The sequence below is a fragment of the Enterobacter sichuanensis genome, from assembly GCF_002939185.1.
In the GTDB taxonomy this organism is placed as follows: domain Bacteria; phylum Pseudomonadota; class Gammaproteobacteria; order Enterobacterales; family Enterobacteriaceae; genus Enterobacter; species Enterobacter sichuanensis.
Genome location: NZ_POVL01000008.1, coordinates 85232 through 110370 on the forward strand (window position 1 = coordinate 85232; position 25139 = coordinate 110370).

Sequence of the window (25139 nt, forward strand, 5' to 3'; positions counted from 1 at the left end):
ATCAAAGCAACGAGGGCAACCTTATGAAACTGGAAACATCGCTCAAACATTTTAGTCCTCAGGGAATGCACATAAGCGATGACGTGAAGGGAACCTCTCCGGACCGCCTTACAGGAACAGACGTAATGGCGGCGATTGGCACCACCAGCAGCCGAGCGCGCTTCGGCCTGGCTGCTTTCTTCGGCAAGGCCGGCATCAGCAAAACAGATGAACAGCTCGCAGTTCAGGCGCTGGCGCAGGTTGCTATCAAAAACGCTCCTAAAAATGTCCGCAAAGCCGCTGGCGACAAGCTCGGAGCATGCATGTTGACGCTGGCGCAGTTTGCCTTTGCTGATTACTCCCGTTCTGCGGCTACCAGCGTGACATGTCACAGCTGCAGTGGCACCGGGCGAACAACCCGCGAGCAAATTACCCGCAAAGTTTCGTACCCATGGGGTAAAGCGCCATATTGGGCTAACCGCTCTCGTGCCGTTCGTCCGTCTGACTGGGAGCATTGGACTGAGGTAACAGAGGTTGTACCGGCTATCTGTGATATTTGCGAAGGCAAGGGAACAATCAGCGCCCGCTGTCGGTGTGGTGGTAAAGGAGAGGTGCTCGACCGCAAGGCCACAAGCGAGCGCGGCGCGCCGGTGTTTAAAACCTGTGAGCGCTGCAGTGGAAACGGATTCTCTGCTATCTCCTCGGCGACGGTACACCGTGCCATTCTGAAGCGTCTCCCGGACCTCCATCAGTCCTCATGGTCACGCAACTGGAAACCCTTTTATGAAATGCTGGTGGACACGCTGCGCCAGTGGGAGCGTCACGCGGCAGTAGAATTCGATAAGGCAACAACTTATTAATATGATCGGAGCAAATGGCGACACTTTTTTGCACGTTACTGTTGACTTTGCATAAAACTGTCCTGTATGCTTCTAATCGTGGGATATTACGCCTGCACGACATCAAACCCGCCTGAGTGCGGGTTTTTTTATTTCCAGCAAGGTTTTTCTTCAATGCGTTTGTTATGTTGTGTTTTTTAACTGAGGGTCAGTTGATGAGCGCAGATGAAAACTTGTTGAGTAAAATCCAGGAAGTACGGACGGTAGAAGATGTGGAGCAAGTCAATTTGGGCCTTTCTAAAGGCTGGGTGATTTTGAAGATCACCGAGAGCTCTACAGTCTGGGAAGATGGCAGCAAAAGCAGCCTTATTACATATCACATGGGCAAGCCGAAGGCTTTGCCGGTCTGATCAAGCCTTACCAAATCATAAATTTCAATCATATATAGGCCACCTCACGGTGGCGTTTTTGTTTCCCATCATTCTGAGAGGACTCACGGCAATAAGAGGGGGGATGTCCACCTCGATTGCCATTACTGAATACAAAAAAGCGGGGGACGACATCGCATCCCCCGCCAAAACGTTTTCACATTTTTCTGTCTGTGGTTGTAAAAGCCGGCGGCTGGGATTTAGTTCCTTACGGTGGTAATAACAATCCTGTAAGTTAAAAAATTAATTAATAAAGTTTAAAAAATATCAACCCCTACCGTTTGGTAGATTGACGATATTTATGAATCATAGGTAAATTGCAGTCGTGGTGAATCCCCGTATGCGGCGTGGTGTACAGTCAAAATTTCTCTGGTGAGAATCGTAAACGAGATCGCGGACTTCGTGTCTGGAGAGTCCACCGGGAGGCCCCCGGCGCCACTTAACTATAATAATTCCTGTTGTGAATAAACTTCGGCCTGTTTACCCGGACAGGCGTCTTTTTGGTTAGCCTCCTGTTAAATTGCCATTGACTCAGATTATGACTCAAACATAGATTATGAATGTGGTGAATCCTTTCTAAGCGAAAGGGCGTTCCAGTCAACTGCTATCTGCAGGTATGCGCGCGGCTTTGCTGACTGGGGTAGAGTCACCGGGAGGCACCCGGCACCATGACAACAACAATACAGTTTCAAATTCCTTGAGAGCCTGCCATAAAACGCAGGCCTTTTTTTATGGTTTTGCAAACTGCTGCTACGCTTTGAGTTGTGGGAAGTAACTGAATGCCCGGTGGTTCTCCTGGACCGATAGTGAATCAGCCGATACAGCTTCACCTCTGAGCATAAGTCTTACTCACACCTACCTTACAAATAGTCAACTCATTAGCCCGCCATCAACAGCGGGCTTTTATTATTTCCCCTCAAACTTACTGAGAGGATTCATAGCAATTACAGAGGGGGCGTAATGTCCGATCCATTAACCGGCACTGGTGCAGTTATCGGCGGAGGCCTGCTGGGTTCAGTCCTGTATGGTGTCTTTACTCATACAGATTTCGGCGTGGTGTTTGGAGCGTTTGGTGGTGCGGTGTTTTACGTCGCGACAGCTGCAAACCTTACGCGTGCTCGCCTGGCTGCATATTTCCTTACATCATTCATTGTTGGAGTGCTTGGCGCCGGGTTTGTTGGTTCATGGCTAAATGCTGCCTCGAGTTATGAAAAACCACTGGATGCACTCGGTGCAGTGATTTTGTCTGCACTGTGTATAAAAATCCTAACTTTTCTTAATAACCAGGACCTGAACACCCTGTTCGGTTTTTTCTCACGGTTACGCGGAGGAGGGGGAAATGGTAATTGACCCGTCAGCTGTCTTTAACGCGTTTATCTGCTCGGTGATCGTCGTCGTTCTGATGTTCTACCAGCGCCATGGTGCCCGGCACCGTCCTTTTATCTCAATCCTGGCGTATATAACCATCCTGGTTTACGCAGTAATCCCATGGCAATTCATCTTCGGCCTCTATCGTGACTCCAGTTGGCTGGTGGTGATGTCGAACCTCCTGATATGCGCAGCTGTTATGAAGGTCCGGGGAAATCTGGCACGTCTGGTTGATCTTCTGAGGCACTAATGACAAAAGACGAAATTTTTGACGCCATTCTTGGCAAAGAGGGCGGTTACGTTAATCACCCCGACGATAAAGGTGGCCCAACAAACTGGGGAATCACGCAAGCGGTAGCACGTGCCCACGGTTACAGCGGTGATATGCGTAACCTTACCCGCCAGCAGGCGCTGGATATCCTGACGGCTGACTACTGGGCAGGGCCACGCTTCGACCTTGTTTCTGAGGTATCACCAGCCATCGCCGCCGAATTGTGCGATACCGGCGTTAACATGGGCCCATCAGTTCAGACCAAATGGTTCCAGCGCTGGCTGAACGTGTTCAACATTCAGGGCACGCTTTATCCCGATCTGATTGCAGATGGTTTTATCGGTCCGCGAACTATCAGCGCGTTAAAAAGCTATCTTTCCCGGCGAGGAAAAGAGGGCGAACTGGTTATGCTCCGGGCCCTGAATTGTAGCCAGGGTCAGCGTTATCTTGAGCTGGCAGAACAGCGCAGCGCGAACGAAACGTTTGTTTATGGCTGGGTAAAGGAGCGGGTGGTTATATGACGCTTGAGATAATTACCGGACTCGTTGTCGCGGTGTTTGCTGCTATTGCCGCCGCGTTTGGCCTGGGTCATTCACGCGGAACCAGCAAAGCGGAAGCGAAAGCCGATCAGCAGCGCACCGAAGATAACGCAGCTGCAACGGTCGCAGCAGCAGATCGCCGTGTAGAGACAACGAAAGAGGCCAGCAATGTACAGCAGACTGTTAACCACTTGCCTGATAACGATGTTGATCGCGAGCTGCGGGACAACTGGACCCGTAAGGGTTGAGGTAGTGGACACGGCTTGCGACTGGGTTAAACCCATCTACGGCACAGCGCACGACTGGGATGTGCTGGATCGGCAGACAAAGCGCGACATCCTGGCGCATAACAAAGAGTGGCAGGCGAACTGCCAGAAAGAAATCAGATCCTCGCAATAGTTCTGATTATCCCCTTCAGCGGATAAGACAACACTTATCCCCTACAAGGTATAAAACTGCCTCGCACCCGCGGGGTTTTTTAATGCGCATCGCACGCGCACATTCTACTCAGAACCTTTCAGGATGACCCTTGAGGAACCGGCTGGCGTCGGAGCCTTCTGAGGGCTGGATCTCCTGTGCGACAAGGTTCATCACTAAAAGGTAGCTCCGATGAATGGGATTGTTAGCAATGCAGGTAAAACCTGTTCCGTTAATTCATGTGAACGGCCAGCGCATTGCAAAAGCATGTGCCAGATGCATTATCTTCGGCTCTATAAAACCGGCTCCCTTAAAGCAAAATCACCACTCGATAGATTGAGAAGCAAGTATATGGTTGATGAGTCAACCGGATGCTGGAACTGGCTTGCATACATAAATCCAGACGGCTATGGAATGTTCAAACATAAAGGGGTGATGACCCTGGCCCACAAAGCCAGTTATGAACTACTGGTCAAGAATGTTCCTGAAGGTTTGGAAATTGATCACGCCTGTCATAACCGAAAGTGTGTCAACCCAAAACACCTAAGTGTGGTAACGCACAGAGTAAACGTCTGGAACAGAATAAAGCCAGTTAGCTCCACTGGAGTGATGGGTGTATCTCTCAGGGAAAGCGGAAAGTACAGGGCGAGACTGACGAGAAATGGCGATATCATTCTCCAAAAGGAATTTGAGACATTATCCGAAGCAACGGCTGCGGTTGAAAAAGCACGATGCGAATTTGAGGGGAAATAATGGACGTCATTATTGATGGGGTTCCTTATGTCCGCGCCGATAGCGTTTCTCACAATAAAATCGGCATCGCGATAACTACGCATAACAGGCCGCAGGTACTCGCAAATTCACTTGAGCAACATCGTAAACATTTACCTACCGGCGCTGTGGTATTCGTCATCGATGACGGGTCCAACCCTCCAGCAAAAGTGCCGGATTGGTGCAAGTTAATCCGGCACGATAAGTCACTTGGGATTGTCGCATCGAAAAATGCCAGCCTTGAATGCCTTATGGACTCAGGATGCGAACATTTATTTTTGTGGGATGACGATGCGTATGCCATCGCTGATAACTGGCACCTCCCTTACATCCAATCGCCAGAGCCACATCTGGCTTACCAGTTTCTCGATCTGGCTGGCCGCAACAAGCTGAATGACCTTTCGGTGCTTTACCGTGACGATCAGCATGTGGCGTATACCGGACAGCGCGGCGTGATGCTTTATTACCACCGCAGCGCCATCGAGAAGGTGGGCGGATTCGATCCGGTTTATGGTCGCGGCATGTACGAGCACAGCGACCTCGCCCTGCGCATCCATAATGCAGGACTGACTACGTGGGCTTATGCTGATGTCCTCGGTTCAGACAAGCTGATTCATTCCCTCGATGAGCATGAAGCGGTGGAGCGTTCGGTACCGAGGCCCGACCGCCAGGCGCTGGTGGAACGTAATGTGAAGATCCACAACGAACGACGTGATACCGGCTTTACCGGTTACGTTGAATATCGGCGTCAGCGCGACGTGGTTATCACTACGTTACTGACCAGCCAGCCTGACCCTCAACGCGGCACGAAAATGACGGCCTCACCTGACATGCTGATCAAGTGGGCGGCCTCGCTTCGACAGTGTGGCCGCATAGCGCTGGTGGATGAACTGCAGACGGCACCGGCAGACGTTGAGCTTTACCGCGTTCCTGACTTGAAGATGAATGTCTACTTCCGACGCTGGCTGCATATCTGGCAGCACCTGCGCGATCACCCTGAATACCGGTTCGTCTGGTGTACTGATGGTACCGATGTCGAAATGCTTCGCGCGCCGTGGGAAGAAATGGAACCCGGGAAGGTGTATGTCGGTTCTGAACCGAAGACCTACGCCGACACCTGGGCGAAACAGAATCATCCTGAGCGTATCTATCAGGAGTTCCTTGAAGCGCACCGCGGCGATGTGATGCTTAACGCTGGTCTGCTGGGTGGCACCCGCGCTGATGTAATGGCGTTCGCTCACGGCATCATCCGTCTTTACTACCGGATCGAGAGTTATCGTTTCTGGAAGAAAGAACAGGCTGGCGCCGCGGTGGGTGACATGATCGCTTTTGGCATTGTCGCTAAGTCTTTTGGCGATCGCATTGTCACCGGCCCGCGCATCCACACAGTTTTTAAGACTGATGGTGTCGGTAGAGAGTGTGCGTGGTTTCGCCATAAATAGTTTGAAAAATAAATCAAGGTCGCTTCGGCGGCCTTTTTTATTGGTTGCGAGATATGCACATGACTAAAAAATGTTCCGTGAATGACTGCGATAATAGTTCTGAAAAAAGAGGGATGTGCGGAAAGCACTATTTCAGATGGCGGAAATACGGTGATCCGTTGGTTGTGAGGAACACAGTTTATAGCTCGCCACAGGAAGCAATTAAGGCCAGGACAAAGATTGAAGGCGAATGCCAGGTATGGACCGGAGCAAAGTTAAAAACAGGTTACGGCAGCATACGAACTGGCGGTAAGGCATTACGTGTGCATCGCTTTGTTTGGGAATCCGTGAACGGTCCTGTTCCTGATGGTATGGATGTCGATCATATTTGTCGCAACAGGCTCTGCTGCAATATCAATCACCTCAGGTTGGCCAGCAGAAGCGAGAACAATCAGAACCTCGGCGGCGCTAAGAAAAATAATAAAACCGGAGTACTCGGGGTTACTTATCTGAATCGCGGCAACAGGCGCTGGCTCGCGCAAGTTAAGCTCAATGGCAAGTTTGTTCTAAGGAAAACATTCGTGTCACTTGAAGAAGCCAGGGACGCAGCTGTCGCTGCCAGACTTGAGCACTTCACACACAATGAGGCTGACAGATGTTGATCGCTATCGTGGCCCACCACTCTCGCCGAGACATGGCTAATGACTTAGCGAGTAAGCTTGAGGCTGACAGTATCTTCATGGATGAACATAGCGCTGGTGCAAATGCAAACCATCTTCGCGCTCTTAGTTGGGCCGCTGAACAGTCAGATAGGGTGATTATCATCGAAGAGGATGCATTACCCGTTGATGGTTTTCGTGATAAGGCTCAGGACTGGCTGGTGCGTTTCCCTGACGACATGCTGAGCTTTTATCTCGGTACCGGCCGACCGCCGCAGTATCAGAAAGAGATTGCCGGAATGCTGGTGGAAGCAGACAGAGTAAACGCTGATTACCTTGTTCTTAGCAAACTGATTCACGGCGTATGTTACAGCCCTCCTCGGGGCAGGCTGGCGCGCATGCTTAACGCATGGAATAAAACGCTGGCAGCTGATTACGCCGTCGGTGAGGCATTCGGTGGCCGGGTGATTTATCCGTGTTACTCGCTGGTGGATCACGCTGACCTCCCGACGGTTGAGCGTCACCCTGACAACGAACCGAGGACGGAACGCCGCCGCGCATGGAGACTGGCATGAACAAAGAGCCCCGCGTATATGGCAGCCGATGGGATAAGGCCCGTCTGCGTTTCCTGCAGCAGCACCCACTATGTGTGATGTGCGAGCAGCAGGGGCGCATAACCCCAGCAACGGTGGTTGACCATATCGAGCCCCACAAACTTAAAGATGCGCTTAAGTCAGGTAACCCTCTGGCCATATCGAAAGCACAGCTCCTGTTCTGGAGTAAAGATAACTGGCAGCCACTGTGCAAAGCGCATCATGACTCAACGAAACAGAGAATGGAGAAGAGCGGCGCGGTAATAGGTTGTGATGCCAACGGCTACCCGCTCGATCCTGCGTCTCACTGGAGCACGTAATGAAAGACCTCAGCATTGAATACCTCGATGGAAAATTCGTTCGCCTGGTGATTGATGGCGTGGAGATGAAGGACGTGACATCCATTCAGTTCTCGCACGCTGTAGGGCAGGAGGTGCCGACGGTGACCATTTCAGGGCATGTTGTCTCCGGGCGCGGTAAAGGCGATCAGAAACTCGAACAGGTTGATAAACAGACGCCCTGGAATGATGAAGTGAAGCGGATAATGAATGAGTGAAATCATTTCATATGCAATGAAATTAAATGAGAACGAATCGCATCAGGGCAGGGGGGGGGATCAAATCTTCAAAACCTTTGCCCCAAATGACCGCCGCCAAAGTTTGATTTTAACGCTAACCCGATTTTTTTAGTTTTAAGGTGTTGACATATGGCAGATAAACGAACCCGTTCCGACAGTTCGGCGGCAGCGGTTCAGGCCATGAAAAATGCAGCAGTGGACACCATCGATCCTCCGTCCCATGCAGGTTTGGAAAAAAAAGCCGAACCATTCTGGCATGACAATATCAGATCGAAAGCTCTGGACAGCTGGACGCCGGCCGACCTTCTGGCCGCTGTAGAACTGGCAAATAACCAGCTCTATATAACGGTTTTACGTAAGGATTTACGCAAAGAAGAGCGAGCACGCGGAGAGGGCCGCGACGAAGGGCTTATCAAAGACCTACGCAAGCAGATTGTTGAGCTGCAGCGAACTATTCTGGCTCAGCGCCGTGACCTCCAGATCCATTCCCACGCAACCAACGGCGAAAGCCGCGACCAGAAGAAACGCAATCAGAATGATCGTGATGCACGAAATACCAAAACCGAGCATCAGGACCAGGACGACAACCTGATCGCCTTTCCCAAGCACGGATAAAAGACTATGACGCGAGGTGAGCGTGTAATAGCGTTCATTGAGCGCTTTTGCATCGTGCCGGAAGGCAAGCTTATCGGCCAGCCTATGCGGTTGGACCCCTTTCAGAAAGATTTCATCCTGGCGGTTTACGACAATCCAGCCGGAACGGATATGGCGATCCTCAGCATCGCCCGAAAAAACGGTAAAACAGGCTTAATCGCTGGAATCCTGCTGGCTCACCTGGTGGGTCCTGAAGCGGTCCAGAACACGCAGATTGTCAGCGGTGCACTTAGCCGGGAACAGGCGGCCATCGTTTTTAACCTCGCGGTGAAGATGGTCAACCTGAACCCTAAGCTGCAGGAGATTGTGCACATTACGCCAAGCGGCAAAAAGCTGATCGGCCTGCCGTGTAACGTCGAATACAAGGCTTTATCCGCAGAAGGAAAGACGACGCACGGCCTTTCCCCCATTCTGGCCATTCTCGATGAAACCGGGCAGGTTAGGGGGCCGCAGGATGATTTTATCGATGCAATAACTACCGCGCAGGGGGCGCATGAAAACCCGCTGCTGATTGTTATCAGTACGCAGGCAGCAAACGATGCTGACCTGCTGAGCATCTGGATTGATGATGCGGTCAAATCGAAAGATCCGCACATCGTGTGCCACGTTTATGAAGCGCCAAAGGACGCTGATATCAGTAAACGCGAGTCCTGGCTGGCTGCGAACCCGGCACTGGGAACATTCAGGTCAGAAAAAGACATGGCGCGCCAGGCCGAGAAAGCAGGCCGAATGCCAAGCTTCGAAAACACCTTCCGAAATCTCAACCTCAATCAGCGCGTTTCTACCGTATCGCCGTTTATCTCCCGCAGCGTGTGGGAGCTTTGCGGAGAGATGCCGATTAACACCCCGAGGAAGTGGTACGCGGGGCTGGATCTGTCAGCCAGGAACGACTTAACGGCGCTGGTTATCGCTGGCGAAGCAGATGATGGTGTCTGGGATGTTTTCCCCTTCTTCTGGACACCGCAAAAGACTCTTGAAGAGCGAACCAAAACGGACCGCGCACCCTATGACGTTTGGGTGAGAGAAGGGCTGCTGCGCACCACGCCAGGCGCTTCGGTTGATTACTCATTCGTCGTTGCGGATATCGCTGAAATTATCGGTGATTTCGACATTACCTCGATGGCTTTTGACCGCTGGCGCATTGACCAGTTCAGGAAGGATGCCGATGCCATTGGGCTGAGCCTCCCGCTGGTCGAGTTCGGCCAGGGCTTTAAGGATATGGGGCCAGCTGTAGACACGCTGGAGTCTCTAATGCTTAACGGTCGCGTGAGGCATGGTATGCACCCCGTATTAACGATGTGTGCTGTGAATGCGGTGGTGGTTAAAGATGCTGCAGGCAACCGCAAGCTCGATAAGTCCAAAGCAACAGGCCGTATTGATGGCATGGTCGCAATGACAATGTCCGTTGGTGCTGCTAATGGGGAAGTTACCGAACAGGGTGGTGACTTCGATGACTTCATTTTCCGACCGCTGAGCATGTGATGGAAGAACCTAAATACACGATTGACCTGCGAACCAATAACGGCTGGTGGGCAAGGCTGCAGTCCTGGTTTGTCGGCGGGCGTTTAGTCACCCCAAATCAGGGCTCACAGACGGGGCCTGTTTCGGCCCACGGACACCTGGGCGATTCATCCATTAACGATGAACGGATACTGCAAATTTCGACGGTTTGGCGCTGCGTGAGCCTGATTTCAACGCTCACGGCATGCTTACCGCTTGATGTCTTAGAAACCGACCAGAATGACAACCGCAAAAAAGTGGGTTTGAGCAATCCGCTGGCGCGACTGCTGCGCTACTCACCGAATCAGTACATGACCGCCCAGGAATTCAGGGAGGCCATGACGATGCAGCTCTGTTTCTACGGTAACGCGTATGCACTGGTGGACCGCAACAGCGCGGGTGACGTGATAAGCCTTCTCCCGCTTCAGTCTGCCAATATGGATGTGAAACTCGTCGGAAAAAAAGTGGTTTATCGCTATCAACGCGACAGCGAATACGCCGACTTTTCGCAGAGAGAGATTTTTCACCTTAAAGGCTTCGGATTCACCGGGCTGGTCGGCCTGTCACCCATTGCTTTTGCCTGTAAATCGGCAGGTGTGGCAGTTGCGATGGAGGACCAGCAGCGAGATTTCTTTGCCAACGGCGCCAAGTCTCCGCAAATCCTCTCAACCGGCGAGAAAGTGCTGACTGAACAGCAGCGATCGCAGGTCGAAGAGAACTTCAAAGAGATCGCCGGCGGTCCGGTTAAAAAACGCCTCTGGATTCTGGAAGCGGGCTTTTCCACATCGGCAATTGGCGTAACGCCGCAGGATGCCGAAATGATGGCGTCTCGAAAATTTCAGGTAAGTGAACTGGCGCGGTTCTTTGGCGTACCGCCTCACCTTGTCGGCGACGTCGAGAAATCAACGAGCTGGGGATCGGGCATCGAGCAGCAGAATCTCGGCTTCCTGCAGTACACCCTGCAGCCCTATATCTCCCGGTGGGAAAACAGCATTCAGCGGTGGCTTATTCCTGCTAAGGATGTTGGCCGCATTCATGCTGAGCACAACCTCGACGGCCTGCTGAGGGGCGATTCGGCATCCCGCGCTGCTTTTATGAAGGCAATGGGAGAAGCAGGGTTACGCACCATCAACGAGATGCGACGAACGGACAACCTCCCGCCATTGCAGGGTGGCGATGTGGCAATGCGCCAGTCGCAATACGTGCCGATCACCGACTTAGGAACCAACAAAGAGCCCCGTAATAACGGGGCTTAATTTTTATGGGGGCCGTAATGCCTGAAATCGTAAAAACGCTGTCCTTCGACGAGACAGAAATCAAATTCACCGGTGACGGTAAACAGGGGATTTTTGAAGGCTACGCCTCTGTTTTTAACAACACCGATTCCGATGGCGACATCATTCTGCCCGGGGCATTTAAAAACGCGCTGGCGAACCAGACCCGCAAAGTGGCGATGTTTTTCAACCACAGGACGTGGGAACTGCCGGTAGGTAAATGGGACAACCTGGCAGAAGACCAAAAAGGACTGTATGTGCGCGGTCAACTGACGCCAGGGCACAGCGGGGCCACCGACCTGAAAGCTGCAATGCAGCACGGTACGGTTGAGGGGATGTCAGTTGGCTTTTCGGTTGCAAAAGATGATTACACCATCATTCCCACCGGCCGCATTTTCAAGAATGTCCAGGCACTGCGCGAAATAAGCGTCTGCACCTTCCCGGCCAACGAACAGGCTGGCATCGCAGCCATGAAAAGTGTCGATGGCATTGAAACGATCCGTGATGTGGAGAACTGGCTGAGGGATTCAGTCGGCCTCACCAAATCACAGGCAGTAGGGTTAATAGCCCGGTTTAAGTCAGCGATTCGGAGCGAGTCCGAGGGCGACGGAAACGAAGCACAAATAAACGCTCTGCTTCAGAGCATCAAATCTTTCCCTTCTAACTTAGGTAATTAATTATGTCTGAACTCGCTCTCATTCAAAAAGCTATCGAAGAGTCCCAGCAGAAAATGTCCCAGCTTTTCGATGCACAGAAAGCTGAAATCGAAAGCACGGGTAAGGTATCCAAACAGCTGCAGTCGGACCTTGCGAAAGTACAGGAAGAACTGACCAAATCCGGCACTCGCCTCTTCGATCTTGAGCAGAAACTGGCCTCCGGTGCCGAAAATCCGGGTGAGAAGAAATCCTTCTCCGAACGCGCAGCGGAAGAACTGCAGAAGTCCTGGAACGGCAGCAAAGGCAGCTTCGACGCGAAAACCTTTAACAAGTCGCTGGGCAGTGATTCTGATTCTGCAGGTAGCCTGATCCAGCCGATGCAGGTTCCAGGCATCATCATGCCGGGCCTGCGCCGTCTGACCATTCGTGATCTGCTGGCGCAGGGCCGCATTTCCAGTAACTCCCTGGAATATGTCCGTGAAGAGGTGTTTACCAATAACGCCGATGTGGTGGCCGAGAAGGCGCTGAAACCTGAATCGGATATTACCTTCAGTAAGCAGACCGCGAACGTGAAGACCATCGCCCACTGGGTGCAGGCGTCACGTCAGGTTATGGATGATGCGCCAATGCTGCAGTCATACGTCAACAACCGCCTCATGTACGGTCTGGCGCTGAAGGAAGAAGGCCAGCTGCTGAACGGCGACGGTACCGGGGATAACCTGGAAGGTCTGAACAAAGTGGCAACCGCCTACGACACCTCGCTGAATGCAACCGGCGACACCCGCGCCGACATTATCGCTCACGCCATTTATCAGGTGACAGAGTCTGAGTTTAGCGCTTCCGGTATCGTCCTGAACCCGCGCGACTGGCACAACATTGCGCTGCTGAAAGACAACGAAGGCCGCTATATCTTCGGTGGTCCTCAGGCGTTTACCAGCAACATCATGTGGGGCCTGCCGGTGGTACCGACCAAGGCACAGGCAGCGGGTACCTTCACTGTGGGCGGTTTCGACATGGCATCTCAGGTCTGGGATCGCATGGATGCCACCGTAGAAGTCAGCCGCGAAGATCGCGACAACTTCGTGAAAAACATGCTGACCATCCTGTGTGAAGAACGCCTGGCGCTGGCGCACTATCGCCCGACGGCAATCATCAAGGGCAGTTTCTCTTCTGGCTCATGATGGAGGGGGCGGGGAGACCCGCCCTTTTAACGTATGGCGATAGATGTTCTGGATGTAATTGGCCTCCGCCTGTTTAAGCAGCAGATTGAATTTGAGGAAGACGACAGGGACGAGCTGATTACCCTGTACGCTCAGGCAGCTTTTGACTACTGCATACGCTGGTGCGATGAACCAGCATGGAAAGTTGCAGCTGATATTCCTGCAGCCGTTAAGGGCGCCGTTCTCCTTGTCTTTGCTGACATGTTTGAACACCGCACCGCGCAAAGCGAAATACAGCTATATGAGAACGCTGCAGCAGAACGCATGATGTTCATCCATCGCAACTGGCGCGGTAAATCTGAACCTGAGGAGGGCTCCTGATGGAACCTGGACGATTCAGGCACCGGGTAAAAATTCTCACCTTCACGACTTCGCGCGATCCATCTGGTCAGCCGGTTGAATCGTGGACAGGTGGCAACCCGGTCCCGGCTGAGGTAAAGGGGATCAGCGGCAGAGAGCAGCTTTCAGGCGGCGCGGAAACGGCGCAGGCAACGATTCGCGTCTGGATGCGCTTCAGGTCAGAGCTGAATGCCTCTTCTCGTCTGGAAGTGCTCAGCGGCCCGTATAAAGGTCAGGTGCTAAATATCATCGGTCCTCCTGTAGCAAATGCGACTGGCACTCGCCTGGAAATTCTTTGCAAAACGGGAGCTGAAAAATGATTGAAACGAGCCTCGACTTTTCTGGTTTAAATGACATCGCAAAAGACCTTGAGGCGCTCAGCCGCGCTGAGAATAACAGGGTTCTGCGTGATGCCACGCGCGCCGGCGCCGAAGTGCTTAAGGAAGAAGTGATCGCCCGTGCACCGGTGCGCACCGGGAAACTGAAAAAAAACGTGGTGGTGGTGACCCAAAAAAGCCGCCGCCGCGGGGAAATTTCTTCCGGTGTCCACATTCGTGGTGTTAACCCGCGCACCGGGAACAGCGATAACACGATGAAGGCGAATAACCCGAGAAACGCCTTTTACTGGCGATTCGTCGAAATGGGTACGGTGAATATGCCGCCACATCCTTTCATCCGTTCCGCGTTTGATGTTCGCCAGGAGCAGGCGACAGAGGTTGCAATCAGGCGAATGAACCAGGCCATCGACGAGGCATTAAGCAAATGACGGAAGACGATCTCTATCCTCTGCTGGCGCCGCTGGCCGGGGGGCAGGTTTATCCCTACGTTGCACCGCTCGGCAGTGACGGGAATCCTTCAATCTCGCCGCCCTGGGTAATTTTCTCAATTATCACCGACGCGGCCGCTGATGTTCTCTGCGGCCAGGCTGAATCTTCTGTTTCGGTGCAGGTCGATGTTTATTCCCGCACCATTACTGAAGCGCGCACGATCAGGAATATGGCGCTCGATGCCATGCAGGTTCTTGAGCCAGCTAACATCGTAAAAACGCCCGGCTATGAGCCGGATCTGCGCTATCACCGGGCCACGCTCGAATTTCAGGTAACCGTTTAAGCTAACTCACCACAACAGACCGCTCAGGCGGTTTTTTTCATCTGGAGAAATCATGACCAGTAAGTATGAAGTCACTAAGGGGATGACCTTTGCCGTCTCCGGCGCACCAGTTACAGCAGAGGATTTTAACTCTTCAACATTCCCGGGCGCTGGTGTTACCTGGCTGGAAGCCGCCTGCGCAACGAAGGAAATCACTTTCACCGGCGGGCAGAAAGGGGATATCGACGTCACTACGCTCTGCTCAACTGAGCAGGAGCAAACCAACGGCCTCGCCGCGCCTGCTGAAATGAGCATTACCCGTAACTGGGTTGGTGATGAAGCTGCGCAGGAAGCCTTACAGGTAGCATATGAAAACGATGAATTGCGCGCACTCCGCGTAGAGTTCCCGTCAGGTAACGGTTTTTATGTTCTTGTGGAAGTTCGCCAGAGTTCCTGGTCTGCGGCAACCTCTTCTGTTGTCGGTGCGACCTATTCCCTGCGTGTACGCGGCAAGCCAAAACGCATTTACGCACCTGGTTCCTGAGCGGCTTCGGCCGCTTTTTTTTTAATCTCCCGATCCAGAAAAAGAGAAGAATGAAATGGCGCAAAAGAAATCACAGAATTCATTACGCAACGTGGCGCTTACTGCATCGAAAGCGTATCGCACAAAACCGGGTGTTACCGTGCCCGAGTGGGACGGTGCAAAGGTCACATTGCGCGAACCTTCCGGCGATGCCTGGGTAAAGTTCCGGGAAATCGTCAATCCTCAGATCCCGGAAGGTGAAGAGCCGCCTCTGCTGACCGAATCGCAGAAGTTTTTGCGTAACAAAGAGGCCGACGTCGTTCTGTTTATTGACGTTTTACTGGATGAAAACGGTGAACGCGTGTTCGGCGATGACGATCAGGCTCAGGTTTCTGAGATTTATGGCCCGGTGCACTCCCGCCTGCTGGCTCAGGCCCTCAACCTCGGCATGAGCCAGGAAGAAGCGGGAAAGCCGTAAAGCAGCCGCTGACCTTCTTCCTGATGTCGCTGGCGCTCCGGTTGGGGCGCACTCTCCACGAACTGCTCCAGACCATGACCGCCAGCGAGCTCAAAATGTGGATCGAGTTCGACCGCATCAGTCCGATTGGTGACTGGCGCGCCGATGCTCAGGCGGCGCAGATCTCCGTTGCAATGCTGAACTCTCAGGGCGGGAAATTCACCATTCCTGACGTGATGCTGAAATGGGGTGAGCAGGAAGAAGGCGCTGAAGTCTCTAAACTTGAAGAATGGATGTCCAGTCTTTGATGCCCGCGGCTGCGGGCTTTTTTATGGGTGAAATATGGCAACGCTGCGCGAGCTAATCATCAAAATTTCGGCGAACTCATCTTCTTTCCAGTCAGAGATCGCCAGAGCGTCCCGCATGGGAACCGATTACTACCGCACTATGGAACAGGGCGGGAAAAAAGCTGCAGCGGCAACGCGTGAAACTCAGCGTTCTTTGGCTGACCTGAACTCTCAGCTTGCAGCCGTGCGATCTTCAGCTGCCGGGCTTGCCGGTGCATGGGCTGGTGCATTTGCCACGCATCAGCTGATTCAGTTTGCCGACACGTGGAACCAGTTGAACGGGCGTCTTCGCCTTGCGTCCTCTTCCAGCGAGGATTACGTGCAATCCCAGCGCGTGCTGATGGAGATTAGCCAGCGTACCGGAACATCCCTCGAGGCAAACAGCAACCTGTACAGCAGAATTGCGCAGTCCCTTCGTGATGCCGGTTACGCTTCTGCTGACGTCGCAAAAGTTACGGAAACCGTAGCAACCTCACTGAAGCTGTCTGGCGCAAGCACAGAAGAGGCGAGTTCCGTTATCACACAGTTGAGCCAGGCGCTGGGTTCAGGCGTTCTGCGAGGGGAAGAGTTTAATGCCATCATGGAGAGCGGCGGAAGACTGGCGAAGTTACTTGCTGACGGGCTGGGTACGACGGTCGGCGGCTTGCGCAACATGGCAAATAACGGCCAGCTGACCACCGAAAAAATCATGCCACTGCTGACCAACGTCGATCAACTTCGCAAGGAGTTCGATACGCTGCCAGCCAGTGTCAGCGGATCGGCGCAGAAAGTTGAAAATGCCTTCATGGCATGGGTAGGAGGCGCGAATGATGCTGTCGGGGCTTCCTCTGCTCTAGCTGGTGTACTTGACGGCCTCGCCAATAATATTACCGGAGTCGCTAACGGACTCGGTGTTTTAACTGCCGTTGGCGTTGCCCGCTATTTTGGTAATGTGGCCAGTAGTGCAGCGACGGCAACCAGTGAATTACTCAACAACTATAAAAGCCAGGTGAGCCTTGCCAGCGCGCAGGCTTACGCTGCTGCTCAGGTTCAGCGCAAAGCTGCTGCCGATGCAGAAGCAGCAACATCAGCTTATAACCTTGCCCTGGCAGAAACGAATGTTGCAAAAGGCTCTAACGCCTCGATGATTGCGACAGACAATCTGATAAAAAAACGCAGCGAAATGATTGCTGCGAATGCGCGTCTTATCCAGTCTAACCGGGCAGTTTCTGCCTCCCAGGATAGCCTTAATAAGGTTACAGGCACCGTCAGCATGCTCAGGACAGGGGCTAATGGCTTGTTATCTCTTGTTGGTGGCATCCCTGGGGCCATTCTTGCGATGGGTGCCGCCTGGCTTTATGTCTATGAAAAGAATGAACAGGCCAGAAAATCCGCTCTGGAATATGGGGAGGCGATCGCCAATGCAAAGCCTGTCTCAGGTCTGGTGGTGCAGGGGAATAACAGCAACGAGATTGATAAAACTGCTGTATCAATGAGGGCACAGGCTGAAGAGATCTCAAAGCTCAACAGCAAAATCGCAGAGTTGACGCAGCAGCAGTACAACGCCCGTGCTGCGATGAAAAACAGCGAAGAGGGGAGTTGGTCATACAATACAGCCCAGGAGTCGCTGGTTGAGATTAATGGTCAACTTGCCGATGCTGAGCGTCGGCGTGACGAGGTATCAAAACAGTTAGTCGCCACAACCGACAGGCATAATGTTCTGTTGCGTCAGAATGCTGCAGCGGCGAATGTGTATTACAGCAACCTGTTGCAGATGACCGGGCAGGGGGCAGCATTCAGGCAGGTCCTCGATGGCATCAATGCCGCCATTGAGCATAATAATTCGCTGACCGCCAGCCCATTCCGTTTGCCGCAGGCTACTGTTTCTGACAAAGATGCGCAGACATTATTGCAGAAACAGCAACAAGCCAGCCTTGCAAGTTTAACGGGTATTGAAAAGGTACGTCAGCAGGCTCAGTACGATCTGCAAAAGATGGGGCGCACCGGTCCGGAAAATGCCACTTATGCAGCCTCCTATATCAAAGCCGCAGAGGATGAGTACAACAATACTCAAAATGTTGCTGCTGCGCAGAAGGCAAAATCAGACGCCACGCGCGCTGCTGAAAAGGCAGATCGAGATGCCGCCCAGCAGGCTGAGCAGTACAGCCGTAAAATGGCTGATCTCAGTGTTGCGATTGAAGTACAGAAAGTCCGTGCTTCAGAAGGTGAGCAGGCCGCCGAGCTTTATGCCGCCGCAAACCAGACCGGCGCAAAATGGACGGATGAGCAGCGTAAAGCCATTCAGGCTCAGTCTGCTGAACTCGCCAGGCTGACGCAACTCGCTGACGATCACGTTAAAAAAGTGCGTGAGCAGGCCGACGCGCTGAAAGACCTGACGGAAGCCGCGCGCAAATTTAACGATGATGCAGCGCTGACAACCGAAACCGCAGGCATGAGCGATCGCCAGCGCAGCCGGTTCGACGAGACGCAACAGATCTACCGTGTTTTTGCTAAAACGGACGGCGGTACCGAGGCCATCGCGCAGCGCGCCGCAGCCCTCGATGCTCTGGATAAGAAATACAAGGCTATTGCAGCAGCTGAAGCGGACTGGATGTCCGGAGTATCACGCGGCTATGCAAACTGGTTTGATGAAATCAGTAACGTATCCGGCACGGTTTCTGATGGGGTGAAAACCACACTCGACAGCGCTTTTGGTAACGTCACCTCAATGCTAGAAGGCAATAAGGTTAGCTGGAAATCGTGGGGTATTTCTGTCCTGCAGATTATCGAAAAAGTGGCTCTGCAGATGGCGGTGGTTAGCGCGATGGGTGGGGCCTCTTCCGGTTCTGGCATCTTTGGCTCTCTCATCGGCAGTGTAGGCAGCTTCTTCGGGGGCGGGGCGGGAGCATCAGCCAGCACCGGTACGGCGGTTTCCAGTTACGGATCGAACTTCCAGTTTAACGCCAAAGGCGGCGTTTATGACTCCCCCTCTCTGAGCGCTTTCAGTAATGGGATCGTCAGAAACCCCACGATGTTCGCTTTCGCAAAAGGCGGGGCAGGAATCATGGGCGAGGCTGGGCCGGAGGCGATCATGCCGCTGACCCGCGCGCCGGATGGTTCTCTCGGTGTTCGTTCTGTTGGAACTGGCGGCGGACAGGCTACATCTTCTGCACCGCAGGTCTATATAACCATCGACGGGAACGGAAATACCACTACACAAACTTCACCTGGACTTGAGCAATTTGGCGCTGATGTCGGTCGATTCGTTGATCAGCGTTATAAGCAGAATGTGATGCGTGACATTCGTCCCGGCGGCGACATCTGGAACGCAATGAAAGGAACCCGATAATTATGGCCATTGAAACTTTCACCTGGTGCCCACGGATTAACGCGGAGGCTGATACAAGTTTCCGCGTCAGAAAAGCCCAGTTTGGCGATGGATATGAGCAGGTTTCAGGGGATGGACTAAACCCGAGGAGTCAGCAATGGACGCTCAACTTCACTGGCAACGAAACCTACATTTCTGCCATAAAGACTTTTCTCGACAGGCATGAAGGAACGAAAGCCTTTCAGTGGAAGCCACCGCTCGAACCTTTGGGTTTGTATCGTTGCGAAACGTATAAACCCACCGGGCTTGGCGCGGGAAAATTCAACCTTGAAGCAACATTCATCCAGGCATTTAAACCATGAGCTTAAACGCAGATTATCAGAAGCTGGAATCCGGAAACGATGTTCGTCTGATTGAGGTGGACGGTTCTTCCTTTGGGCTAACGGACGTTCTCCGCTTTCACAATTACAGCATTCCCCACACGGAAGCGGAAATAATCGCCGCTGGTGGGGATGAGTCCAAGCTTCCGGCGAAACCAATCTGGTGGCAGGGAAATGAATACGCCGCCTGGCCGTATCAACTGGAAGGTCTGGAGAAATCAACCAGTGGGAGTAATGCAACACCATCACTGACGGTTGCGAACATCGAAAGCTCCATTTCTGCTCTGTGTCTTGCCTATGACGATCTGCTGCAGGCGAAAGTCACTATTCACGACACAAAAGAGAAATATCTCGATGCCAGAAATTTCGCAGACGGCAACCCCACAGCAGACCCGACTCAGGAGAAGCTGCAGGTCTGGTATATCGACGGGAAAACGGGCGAGCTTGCCGGTGAAACCGTTGAATTTGCTCTGTCCAGCCCGATGGACCTGCAGGGGCAAATGATCCCGACGCGACAGCTTCATTCCCTGTGTACCTGGTGCATCCGGAATAAATATCGTACCGGCGACGGCTGCGACTATGCCGGCACCCGCTATTTCGACAAAAACAACAACCCGGTAAGCGATCCGTCGCTGGATGAATGCAACGGCACGCTGACGGCCTGCAAACTCCGATTCGGCGAAAATAACGAACTCTCATTTGGTGGCTTCCCGGGCACGTCTTTGATCAGGAGTTGATATGCGTCAGAAAACCATCGATGCGATTATGGCGCATGCTGCTGCTGAATACCCTCGCGAGTGCTGCGGCGTGGTGGCGCAGAAAAGCCGCGTTGAACGTTATTTCCCGTGCCGGAATCTTGCCGCGGCGCCGGAAGACAATTTTGTCCTTTGCCCCGAAGACTATGCAACTGCTGAAGACTGGGGAACGGTGATCGCCATCGTTCACAGTCACCCTGACGCCACAACGCAACCGAGCGAACTGGATAAAGCGCAATGCGACGCAACGCTTTTACCCTGGCATATTGTGAGCTGGCCGGAGGGTGATTTACGCACCATCCAGCCGCGCGGAGAACTGCCGCTGCTGGAGCGTCCGTTTGTGCTTGGACATTTCGACTGCTGGGGGCTGGTAATGAGCTATTTCCGGCAAACGCATGGTATCGAGCTCCACGATTACCGTGTGGATTATCCCTGGTGGGAAAACGACTATCCAGACAACTTCTATCAGGATTGCTGGTATGAGTGCGGATTCCGTGAATTCGACGGGCCACCGAAACCCGGCGATATGGTGATCATGCAGGTCCAGGCTGATAAGTGGAACCACGCGGGAATTCTGCTGGAGGGAAATATGCTGCTGCACCACCTGTACGGACATCTGAGCCAGCGCGTGCCGTATGGGGGCTACTGGCAGGAAAGGACGATGAAGATTCTTAGACATCAGAATTTTATTTAACAAACTGTCACTGATACTATCGTGTAGTACACAGCAAGGAGAACGATATGTATACAGTTGGGTTTGGTTGGATCTTCGTCGGTATTTTTATTGGGTTAATTCTCTGGTTTTTCATCAACCGCGCCAGCGTCAGAGCGAACAGGCAGGTTGAATTACTTGAGTCTATCGACCAGAAATTATCAAAAATAGTAGATCCAAACTTCGAGGCAAATAACAAAGACCAGTCGAAAGAAAACTACCTTGAAGAAGCAAGGAAAAAAGCTGGGCTTTGAGAGCGTAAATTAACAAACCACCTACGGGTGGTTTTTTTATGGGGGCAGCATGCAAGAGGTAATGACAAGAATTGAGCTAAGTGGCGTGCTAGCTAAGACATATGGAAGGGTTCATCACCGTCTGGTTCGCACTACTGCTGAAGCCATTAATGCACTCGCGAAAACCATCAATGGATTCGAGAAATTCTTAAACACAAGCAAAGCCCGAGGGCTGACGTATGCCGTTTATAGAGATAAAAAGAATATTGGCGTTGATGATCTCGGCTTTCCCGTCACCGGCGAAGTGATCCGGATTGTCCCTGTAGTAATAGGGAGTAAAAAGGCTGGTCTTTTGCAGACAATCCTAGGGGCCGTGCTTATTACTGCTGCTGTATTGACTGGCCCTGGCGGTATTGGCGCTGCTTTCGCTGCTGGTGGATTGACGGGGTTTGCTGCTGCCACTGGCGCCTCGTTGGTCCTCGGTGGGGTTATTCAGCTTCTTTCACCACAGCCATCAGGCATAGCCAGCAAACAAAGCGCAGATAACCGTGCATCGTATGCATTCGGCGGTGTTACAAACACCGCGGCACAGGGGTACCCGGTGCCTCTGCTTTATGGTAAGCGTCGAATCGGCGGAGCGATTATTTCTGCAGGAATTTATGTCGAAGATCAGCAGTAGATAACAAACCTTTTTACAAGCCACCTTCGGGTGGCTTTTTTTATGGGCGCGATATGGCTAAAACAATTACCGGACGAAAAGGGGGGAGTTCCAGCTCCCGAACTCCTACCGAACAGCCTGATGATCTGCAATCTGTAGCGAAGGCCAAGATCCTCGTTGCGCTTGGGGAAGGGGAGTTTGCTGGACAGCTCACCGGGAAGGATATCTACCTGGACGGAACGGCGCTGGAGAACGCCGACGGCTCCCAAAACTTCAGCGGCGTTACGTGGGAATTTCGCTCGGGTACTCAGGCCCAGAAGTACATTCAGGGCATTCCCGGTACCGAAAACGAAATCAGCGTGGGAACCGAGGTAACGAGCGGTACAGCGTGGACACGAACCTTCACCAATACACAGCTTTCGGCGGTTCGTTTACGCCTGAAATGGCCTTCGCTTTTCAAGCAGGAGGACGATGGCGATCTGGTTGGTTACTCGGTTAATTATGCGATTGACTTGCAGACGGACGGCGGGACATGGCAGACAGTCCTCAATACCAGTGTGACCGGGAAAACGACCTCAGGTTATGAACGTAGCCACCGTATTGATTTACCTCAGGCGGGCAGCACCTGGACAATCAGACTACGCAAAATTACCGCTGACGCCAACAGCGCGAAAATCGGCGACACGATGACGCTACAGAGCTTCACTGAGGTGATTGATGCGAAATTGCGATATCCGAACACCGCGCTTCTCTACATTGAATTCGACTCCAGCCAGTTTAATGGCTCTATACCTCAGATCTCCTGTGAGCCTCGTGGCCGCGTTATTCGGGTTCCTGATACTTACGACCCGGAAACCCGCTCTTACAGCGGGACATGGACCGGGGCGTTTAAGTGGGCATGGACGGATAACCCTGCGTGGATTTTTTACGATCTGGTTGTTTCTGACCGGTTCGGCCTCGGTCACCGTTTGACTGCCGCTAACATCGATAAATGGACGCTTTATCAGGTTGCCCAGTATTGTGATCAGATGGTACCAGACGGCAAAGGAGGCAACGGTACCGAGCCACGTTACACCTGCAACGTGTACATTCAGGACCGGAACGACGCCTACACAGTCCTGCGCGATTTTGCTGCTATCTTCCGTGGCATGACCTACTGGGGCGGGGATCAGATTGTGGCCCTGGCTGACATGCCGCGCGATGTTGATTACAGCTACACGCGCGCTAACGTTGTTGGCGGTCGATTCACCTATTCGAGCAGCACCACGAAAAGCCGCTACACCACAGCGCTGGTTTCATGGTCAGACCCGGGTAACGCTTATGCCGACGCGATGGAGCCGGTATTTGAGCAGGCGCTGGTGGCGCGATACGGCTTCAATCAGCTGGAAATGACAGCCATCGGCTGCACCAGACAGTCAGAAGCGAACCGAAAGGGGCGCTGGGGTATTCTCACCAACAACAAGGATCGCGTTGTTTCGTTTGATGTCGGGCTGGACGGCAACATCCCGCAGCCAGGCTACATCATCGCCGTGGCAGACGAGCTGCTTTCCGGAAAAGTTATGGGCGGACGTATCAGCGCTGTTAACGGTCGCGTTATCAAACTTGACCGCGTGGCAGACGCAGCAGCAGGTGATCGCCTTATTCTCAACCTGCCTTCCGGAGCGTCGCAGAGCAGGACCATTCAGGCCGTGAACGGGGAATCAGTCACGGTCACCACGGCATACAGTGAGACGCCACAGGCCGAAGCTGTTTGGGTGGTTGAATCGGACGAGCTCTACGCGCAGCAGTATCGTGTTGTCAGCGTCTCCGACAACGGGGATGGCACTTTCTCAATCACCGGCGCGTCGCACGATCCGGATAAATATGCCCGTATCGATACCGGAGCCATCATTGACCAGCGGCCGGTGAGCGTGATCCCGCCGGGTAACCAGTCGCCGCCTGCGAACATCGTGATCAGCTCGTTTTCCGTGGTTCAGCAAAACATCAGCGTCGAAACAATGCGCGTGAGCTGGGACCAGGCGCAGAACGCTATCGCCTATGAAGCGCAATGGCGCCGCAACGACGGGAACTGGGTTAACGTACCGCGCAGCTCCACCACGTCATTCGACGTCCCGGGGATTTATGCCGGGCGCTACCTGGTGCGCGTGCGCGCAATCAATGCCGCAGAAATTTCATCCGGATGGGGCTATTCAGAAGAGAAAACGCTGACGGGTAAAGTGGGCAATCCACCTAAGCCGGTTGGCTTCATCGCTTCTGAAAACGTGGTATTCGGTATCGAGCTGAACTGGGGATTCCCGGCGAATACCGACGACACGCTGAAGACGGAAATTCAGTACAGCCTGACCGGTACCGAAGACGATGCGATGCTGCTGGCCGATGTGCCTTATCCGCAGCGCAAATATCAGCAGATGGGCCTTAAGGCTGGGCAGATTTTCTGGTACCGCGCGCAGCTGGTGGACCGCAGCGGCAACGAATCAGGGTACACAGAATGGGTGCGAGGACAAGCCAGCATCGATGTTTCCGACATCACAGATGTGATCCTGGAGGAAATTAAAGACTCCGAGACGTTCAAAGACCTGATCGAGAGCGCGGTGGAGAGCAGTGAAAAGTTCGCAGAACTGGCTGATGCAATCAAAGAGAATGCAAACGGTCTTGCAGCGGCGGTTGGATCGAATAAGCAGACAGCAGAAGCAATCATCGGCAACGCGCTTGCTATTGCTGATGTTGTCGTGCGGCAGACAGCCCAGCAGGGCGCTAACTCTGCGACCTTCGAACAGCTCCGGGAGGTGATCGCCACTGAGACGGAGGCACGCGTCACGGATGTTACTCGTCTAGAGGCGAAAACTGCACAGAATGAAGCGGGTATTACTGATGTTCGCCAGGCGTTAGCTACGGAAACTGAAGCGCGCGCTTCTGCGGTAAGTCAATTGACGGCTACCACTCAGGCCGCATCTGACAAAGCTGATTCAGCAGCTGCTGTAGGTGCTCAGAATACAGCATCAATCACTGACCTTAGCCAGGTTGTCACGGACCTCGATTCCTCAATGGCATCACGCCTGGAAGAGCTGGGTGCACAAACTGATAAGGCCAGCGGCGGTATTCAGAACAATGCTATCGCGCTAATAACGAGTACGCTCGCGCAGGTTAACCAGCGCAACCTCCTGAGCGTCCAG

The 25139-nt window shown here is 53.0% G+C and carries 32 protein-coding genes; all 32 read left to right on the forward strand.

Translation table 11 applies throughout. The features are described 5' to 3' along the window. The first annotated feature begins 23 nt into the window (after positions 1-23). Complete coding sequence (locus tag C5687_RS05920) at positions 24-839, forward strand: antitermination protein (protein WP_104556585.1); 816 nt, start codon at positions 24-26, stop codon at positions 837-839. Between the two features lie 194 nt (positions 840-1033). Further along, positions 1034-1228, forward strand: coding sequence for a hypothetical protein (locus C5687_RS05925; protein ID WP_146086271.1), 195 nt, complete (start codon positions 1034-1036; stop codon positions 1226-1228). A 978-nt stretch (positions 1229-2206) separates the two neighbouring features. Next, complete coding sequence (locus tag C5687_RS05930) at positions 2207-2596, forward strand: phage holin family protein (protein ID WP_104556587.1); 390 nt, start codon at positions 2207-2209, stop codon at positions 2594-2596. Then, positions 2586-2864, forward strand: coding sequence for a phage holin family protein (locus C5687_RS05935; protein WP_023150207.1), 279 nt, complete (start codon positions 2586-2588; stop codon positions 2862-2864). The genes C5687_RS05930 and C5687_RS05935 overlap by 11 nt, the downstream gene beginning before the upstream one ends. Next, complete coding sequence (locus C5687_RS05940) at positions 2864-3406, forward strand: glycoside hydrolase family 108 protein (protein WP_032665922.1); 543 nt, start codon at positions 2864-2866, stop codon at positions 3404-3406. The genes C5687_RS05935 and C5687_RS05940 overlap by 1 nt, the downstream gene beginning before the upstream one ends. Continuing rightward, complete coding sequence (locus tag C5687_RS05945) at positions 3403-3672, forward strand: hypothetical protein (protein WP_104556588.1); 270 nt, start codon at positions 3403-3405, stop codon at positions 3670-3672. The genes C5687_RS05940 and C5687_RS05945 overlap by 4 nt, the downstream gene beginning before the upstream one ends. Positions 3673-3676: 4 nt before the next feature. Beyond that, on the forward strand, positions 3677-3823 hold the full coding sequence (locus C5687_RS05950; protein ID WP_238380449.1) for a hypothetical protein: 147 nt from the start codon (positions 3677-3679) through the stop codon (positions 3821-3823). 369 nt (positions 3824-4192) lie between these two features. Continuing rightward, positions 4193-4594 (forward strand): HNH endonuclease signature motif containing protein, encoded by a 402-nt coding sequence (locus C5687_RS05955; RefSeq protein ID WP_158252217.1) that lies wholly within the window; start codon positions 4193-4195, stop codon positions 4592-4594. Next, the gene (locus C5687_RS05960; protein ID WP_104556591.1) at positions 4594-6054 is read left to right on the forward strand and encodes a glycosyltransferase family 2 protein; all 1461 of its coding nucleotides are present in this window, start codon (positions 4594-4596) and stop codon (positions 6052-6054) included. The genes C5687_RS05955 and C5687_RS05960 overlap by 1 nt, the downstream gene beginning before the upstream one ends. A gap of 59 nt (positions 6055-6113) precedes the next feature. After that, complete coding sequence (locus tag C5687_RS05965; protein ID WP_158252218.1) at positions 6114-6695, forward strand: HNH endonuclease signature motif containing protein; 582 nt, start codon at positions 6114-6116, stop codon at positions 6693-6695. Further along, a complete protein-coding gene (locus tag C5687_RS05970; protein WP_104556592.1) occupies positions 6689-7267 on the forward strand; it encodes a hypothetical protein in 579 nt (192 codons plus the stop codon). The genes C5687_RS05965 and C5687_RS05970 overlap by 7 nt, the downstream gene beginning before the upstream one ends. Next, entirely contained in the window at positions 7264-7605 is a 342-nt protein-coding gene (locus tag C5687_RS05975; RefSeq protein ID WP_016063613.1) for an HNH endonuclease signature motif containing protein, read from the forward strand. Before C5687_RS05970 ends, C5687_RS05975 begins: the two co-directional genes overlap by 4 nt. Continuing rightward, positions 7605-7841, forward strand: coding sequence for a hypothetical protein (locus C5687_RS05980; RefSeq protein ID WP_096218400.1), 237 nt, complete (start codon positions 7605-7607; stop codon positions 7839-7841). Before C5687_RS05975 ends, C5687_RS05980 begins: the two co-directional genes overlap by 1 nt. Before the next feature lie 150 nt (positions 7842-7991). Continuing rightward, the gene (locus tag C5687_RS05985; protein ID WP_032624428.1) at positions 7992-8477 is read left to right on the forward strand and encodes a hypothetical protein; all 486 of its coding nucleotides are present in this window, start codon (positions 7992-7994) and stop codon (positions 8475-8477) included. A gap of 6 nt (positions 8478-8483) precedes the next feature. Continuing rightward, the gene (locus C5687_RS05990) at positions 8484-9998 is read left to right on the forward strand and encodes a terminase large subunit (RefSeq protein WP_104556593.1); all 1515 of its coding nucleotides are present in this window, start codon (positions 8484-8486) and stop codon (positions 9996-9998) included. Continuing rightward, positions 9998-11272 (forward strand): phage portal protein, encoded by a 1275-nt coding sequence (locus tag C5687_RS05995; protein WP_104556594.1) that lies wholly within the window; start codon positions 9998-10000, stop codon positions 11270-11272. Before C5687_RS05990 ends, C5687_RS05995 begins: the two co-directional genes overlap by 1 nt. 17 nt (positions 11273-11289) lie before the next feature. Continuing rightward, positions 11290-11967, forward strand: coding sequence for an HK97 family phage prohead protease (locus C5687_RS06000; RefSeq protein WP_104556595.1), 678 nt, complete (start codon positions 11290-11292; stop codon positions 11965-11967). Between the two features lie 2 nt (positions 11968-11969). Then, positions 11970-13127 carry a phage major capsid protein gene (locus C5687_RS06005; RefSeq protein WP_016066093.1) on the forward strand — a complete coding sequence of 386 codons (1158 nt, stop codon included), beginning with the start codon at positions 11970-11972 and terminating at the stop codon, positions 13125-13127. A 33-nt stretch (positions 13128-13160) separates the two neighbouring features. Further along, positions 13161-13487: a head-tail connector protein gene (locus C5687_RS06010; protein WP_080396471.1), complete on the forward strand. Its 327-nt coding sequence runs from the start codon at positions 13161-13163 to the stop codon at positions 13485-13487. Continuing rightward, positions 13487-13825 (forward strand): phage head closure protein, encoded by a 339-nt coding sequence (locus C5687_RS06015; RefSeq protein WP_016042205.1) that lies wholly within the window; start codon positions 13487-13489, stop codon positions 13823-13825. Before C5687_RS06010 ends, C5687_RS06015 begins: the two co-directional genes overlap by 1 nt. After that, a complete protein-coding gene (locus tag C5687_RS06020) occupies positions 13822-14271 on the forward strand; it encodes an HK97-gp10 family putative phage morphogenesis protein (protein ID WP_104556596.1) in 450 nt (149 codons plus the stop codon). Before C5687_RS06015 ends, C5687_RS06020 begins: the two co-directional genes overlap by 4 nt. Beyond that, entirely contained in the window at positions 14268-14615 is a 348-nt protein-coding gene (gp17, locus tag C5687_RS06025; RefSeq protein ID WP_104556597.1) for a tail completion protein gp17, read from the forward strand. The genes C5687_RS06020 and gp17 overlap by 4 nt, the downstream gene beginning before the upstream one ends. Positions 14616-14667: 52 nt before the next feature. Further along, entirely contained in the window at positions 14668-15138 is a 471-nt protein-coding gene (locus C5687_RS06030) for a phage tail tube protein (protein ID WP_104556598.1), read from the forward strand. A gap of 55 nt (positions 15139-15193) precedes the next feature. Next, positions 15194-15595, forward strand: a complete 402-nt coding sequence (locus tag C5687_RS06035) for a phage tail assembly chaperone (RefSeq protein ID WP_104556599.1) — start codon at positions 15194-15196, stop codon at positions 15593-15595. Between the two features lie 23 nt (positions 15596-15618). Further along, entirely contained in the window at positions 15619-15882 is a 264-nt protein-coding gene (locus C5687_RS06040) for a phage tail assembly protein T (protein ID WP_104556600.1), read from the forward strand. Between the two features lie 34 nt (positions 15883-15916). Then, entirely contained in the window at positions 15917-19249 is a 3333-nt protein-coding gene (locus C5687_RS06045) for a phage tail tape measure protein (RefSeq protein WP_104556601.1), read from the forward strand. Between the two features lie 2 nt (positions 19250-19251). Continuing rightward, a complete protein-coding gene (locus C5687_RS06050) occupies positions 19252-19590 on the forward strand; it encodes a phage tail protein (protein ID WP_104556602.1) in 339 nt (112 codons plus the stop codon). Continuing rightward, positions 19587-20345 (forward strand): phage minor tail protein L, encoded by a 759-nt coding sequence (locus C5687_RS06055; RefSeq protein WP_000055653.1) that lies wholly within the window; start codon positions 19587-19589, stop codon positions 20343-20345. The genes C5687_RS06050 and C5687_RS06055 overlap by 4 nt, the downstream gene beginning before the upstream one ends. Position 20346: 1 nt before the next feature. Continuing rightward, a complete protein-coding gene (locus C5687_RS06060; protein WP_104556603.1) occupies positions 20347-21057 on the forward strand; it encodes a C40 family peptidase in 711 nt (236 codons plus the stop codon). A 47-nt stretch (positions 21058-21104) separates the two neighbouring features. Then, positions 21105-21329 carry a YebO family protein gene (locus tag C5687_RS06065; RefSeq protein WP_015980116.1) on the forward strand — a complete coding sequence of 75 codons (225 nt, stop codon included), beginning with the start codon at positions 21105-21107 and terminating at the stop codon, positions 21327-21329. A gap of 49 nt (positions 21330-21378) precedes the next feature. Next, positions 21379-21987 carry a tail assembly protein gene (locus C5687_RS06070; RefSeq protein WP_001158650.1) on the forward strand — a complete coding sequence of 203 codons (609 nt, stop codon included), beginning with the start codon at positions 21379-21381 and terminating at the stop codon, positions 21985-21987. Positions 21988-22040: 53 nt separating this feature from the next. Beyond that, a partial coding sequence (locus C5687_RS06075) for a TipJ family phage tail tip protein (protein ID WP_238380450.1) occupies positions 22041-25139 on the forward strand: 3099 nt, incomplete at its 3' end.

Coding starts and splice junctions, on each gene's coding strand:
- C5687_RS06065 (WP_015980116.1), top strand. CDS start 21,105: ATGTATACAGTTGGGTTTGGTTGGATCTTCGTCGGTATTTTTATTGGG.
- gp17 (WP_104556597.1), top strand. CDS start 14,268: ATGACGGAAGACGATCTCTATCCTCTGCTGGCGCCGCTGGCCGGGGGG.
- C5687_RS05975 (WP_016063613.1), top strand. CDS start 7,264: ATGAACAAAGAGCCCCGCGTATATGGCAGCCGATGGGATAAGGCCCGT.
- C5687_RS05935 (WP_023150207.1), top strand. CDS start 2,586: ATGGTAATTGACCCGTCAGCTGTCTTTAACGCGTTTATCTGCTCGGTG.
- C5687_RS06030 (WP_104556598.1), top strand. CDS start 14,668: ATGACCAGTAAGTATGAAGTCACTAAGGGGATGACCTTTGCCGTCTCC.
- C5687_RS06060 (WP_104556603.1), top strand. CDS start 20,347: ATGCGTCAGAAAACCATCGATGCGATTATGGCGCATGCTGCTGCTGAA.
- C5687_RS05945 (WP_104556588.1), top strand. CDS start 3,403: ATGACGCTTGAGATAATTACCGGACTCGTTGTCGCGGTGTTTGCTGCT.
- C5687_RS05955 (WP_158252217.1), top strand. CDS start 4,193: ATGGTTGATGAGTCAACCGGATGCTGGAACTGGCTTGCATACATAAAT.
- C5687_RS05965 (WP_158252218.1), top strand. CDS start 6,114: ATGACTAAAAAATGTTCCGTGAATGACTGCGATAATAGTTCTGAAAAA.
- C5687_RS05960 (WP_104556591.1), top strand. CDS start 4,594: ATGGACGTCATTATTGATGGGGTTCCTTATGTCCGCGCCGATAGCGTT.
- C5687_RS06000 (WP_104556595.1), top strand. CDS start 11,290: ATGCCTGAAATCGTAAAAACGCTGTCCTTCGACGAGACAGAAATCAAA.
- C5687_RS06010 (WP_080396471.1), top strand. CDS start 13,161: ATGGCGATAGATGTTCTGGATGTAATTGGCCTCCGCCTGTTTAAGCAG.
- C5687_RS06040 (WP_104556600.1), top strand. CDS start 15,619: ATGTCGCTGGCGCTCCGGTTGGGGCGCACTCTCCACGAACTGCTCCAG.
- C5687_RS05970 (WP_104556592.1), top strand. CDS start 6,689: ATGTTGATCGCTATCGTGGCCCACCACTCTCGCCGAGACATGGCTAAT.
- C5687_RS06020 (WP_104556596.1), top strand. CDS start 13,822: ATGATTGAAACGAGCCTCGACTTTTCTGGTTTAAATGACATCGCAAAA.
- C5687_RS05930 (WP_104556587.1), top strand. CDS start 2,207: ATGTCCGATCCATTAACCGGCACTGGTGCAGTTATCGGCGGAGGCCTG.
- C5687_RS05940 (WP_032665922.1), top strand. CDS start 2,864: ATGACAAAAGACGAAATTTTTGACGCCATTCTTGGCAAAGAGGGCGGT.
- C5687_RS06035 (WP_104556599.1), top strand. CDS start 15,194: ATGGCGCAAAAGAAATCACAGAATTCATTACGCAACGTGGCGCTTACT.
- C5687_RS06070 (WP_001158650.1), top strand. CDS start 21,379: ATGCAAGAGGTAATGACAAGAATTGAGCTAAGTGGCGTGCTAGCTAAG.
- C5687_RS05995 (WP_104556594.1), top strand. CDS start 9,998: ATGGAAGAACCTAAATACACGATTGACCTGCGAACCAATAACGGCTGG.
- C5687_RS05925 (WP_146086271.1), top strand. CDS start 1,034: ATGAGCGCAGATGAAAACTTGTTGAGTAAAATCCAGGAAGTACGGACG.
- C5687_RS05980 (WP_096218400.1), top strand. CDS start 7,605: ATGAAAGACCTCAGCATTGAATACCTCGATGGAAAATTCGTTCGCCTG.
- C5687_RS06015 (WP_016042205.1), top strand. CDS start 13,487: ATGGAACCTGGACGATTCAGGCACCGGGTAAAAATTCTCACCTTCACG.
- C5687_RS06055 (WP_000055653.1), top strand. CDS start 19,587: ATGAGCTTAAACGCAGATTATCAGAAGCTGGAATCCGGAAACGATGTT.
- C5687_RS06050 (WP_104556602.1), top strand. CDS start 19,252: ATGGCCATTGAAACTTTCACCTGGTGCCCACGGATTAACGCGGAGGCT.
- C5687_RS05990 (WP_104556593.1), top strand. CDS start 8,484: ATGACGCGAGGTGAGCGTGTAATAGCGTTCATTGAGCGCTTTTGCATC.
- C5687_RS05985 (WP_032624428.1), top strand. CDS start 7,992: ATGGCAGATAAACGAACCCGTTCCGACAGTTCGGCGGCAGCGGTTCAG.
- C5687_RS05920 (WP_104556585.1), top strand. CDS start 24: ATGAAACTGGAAACATCGCTCAAACATTTTAGTCCTCAGGGAATGCAC.
- C5687_RS06005 (WP_016066093.1), top strand. CDS start 11,970: ATGTCTGAACTCGCTCTCATTCAAAAAGCTATCGAAGAGTCCCAGCAG.
- C5687_RS06045 (WP_104556601.1), top strand. CDS start 15,917: ATGGCAACGCTGCGCGAGCTAATCATCAAAATTTCGGCGAACTCATCT.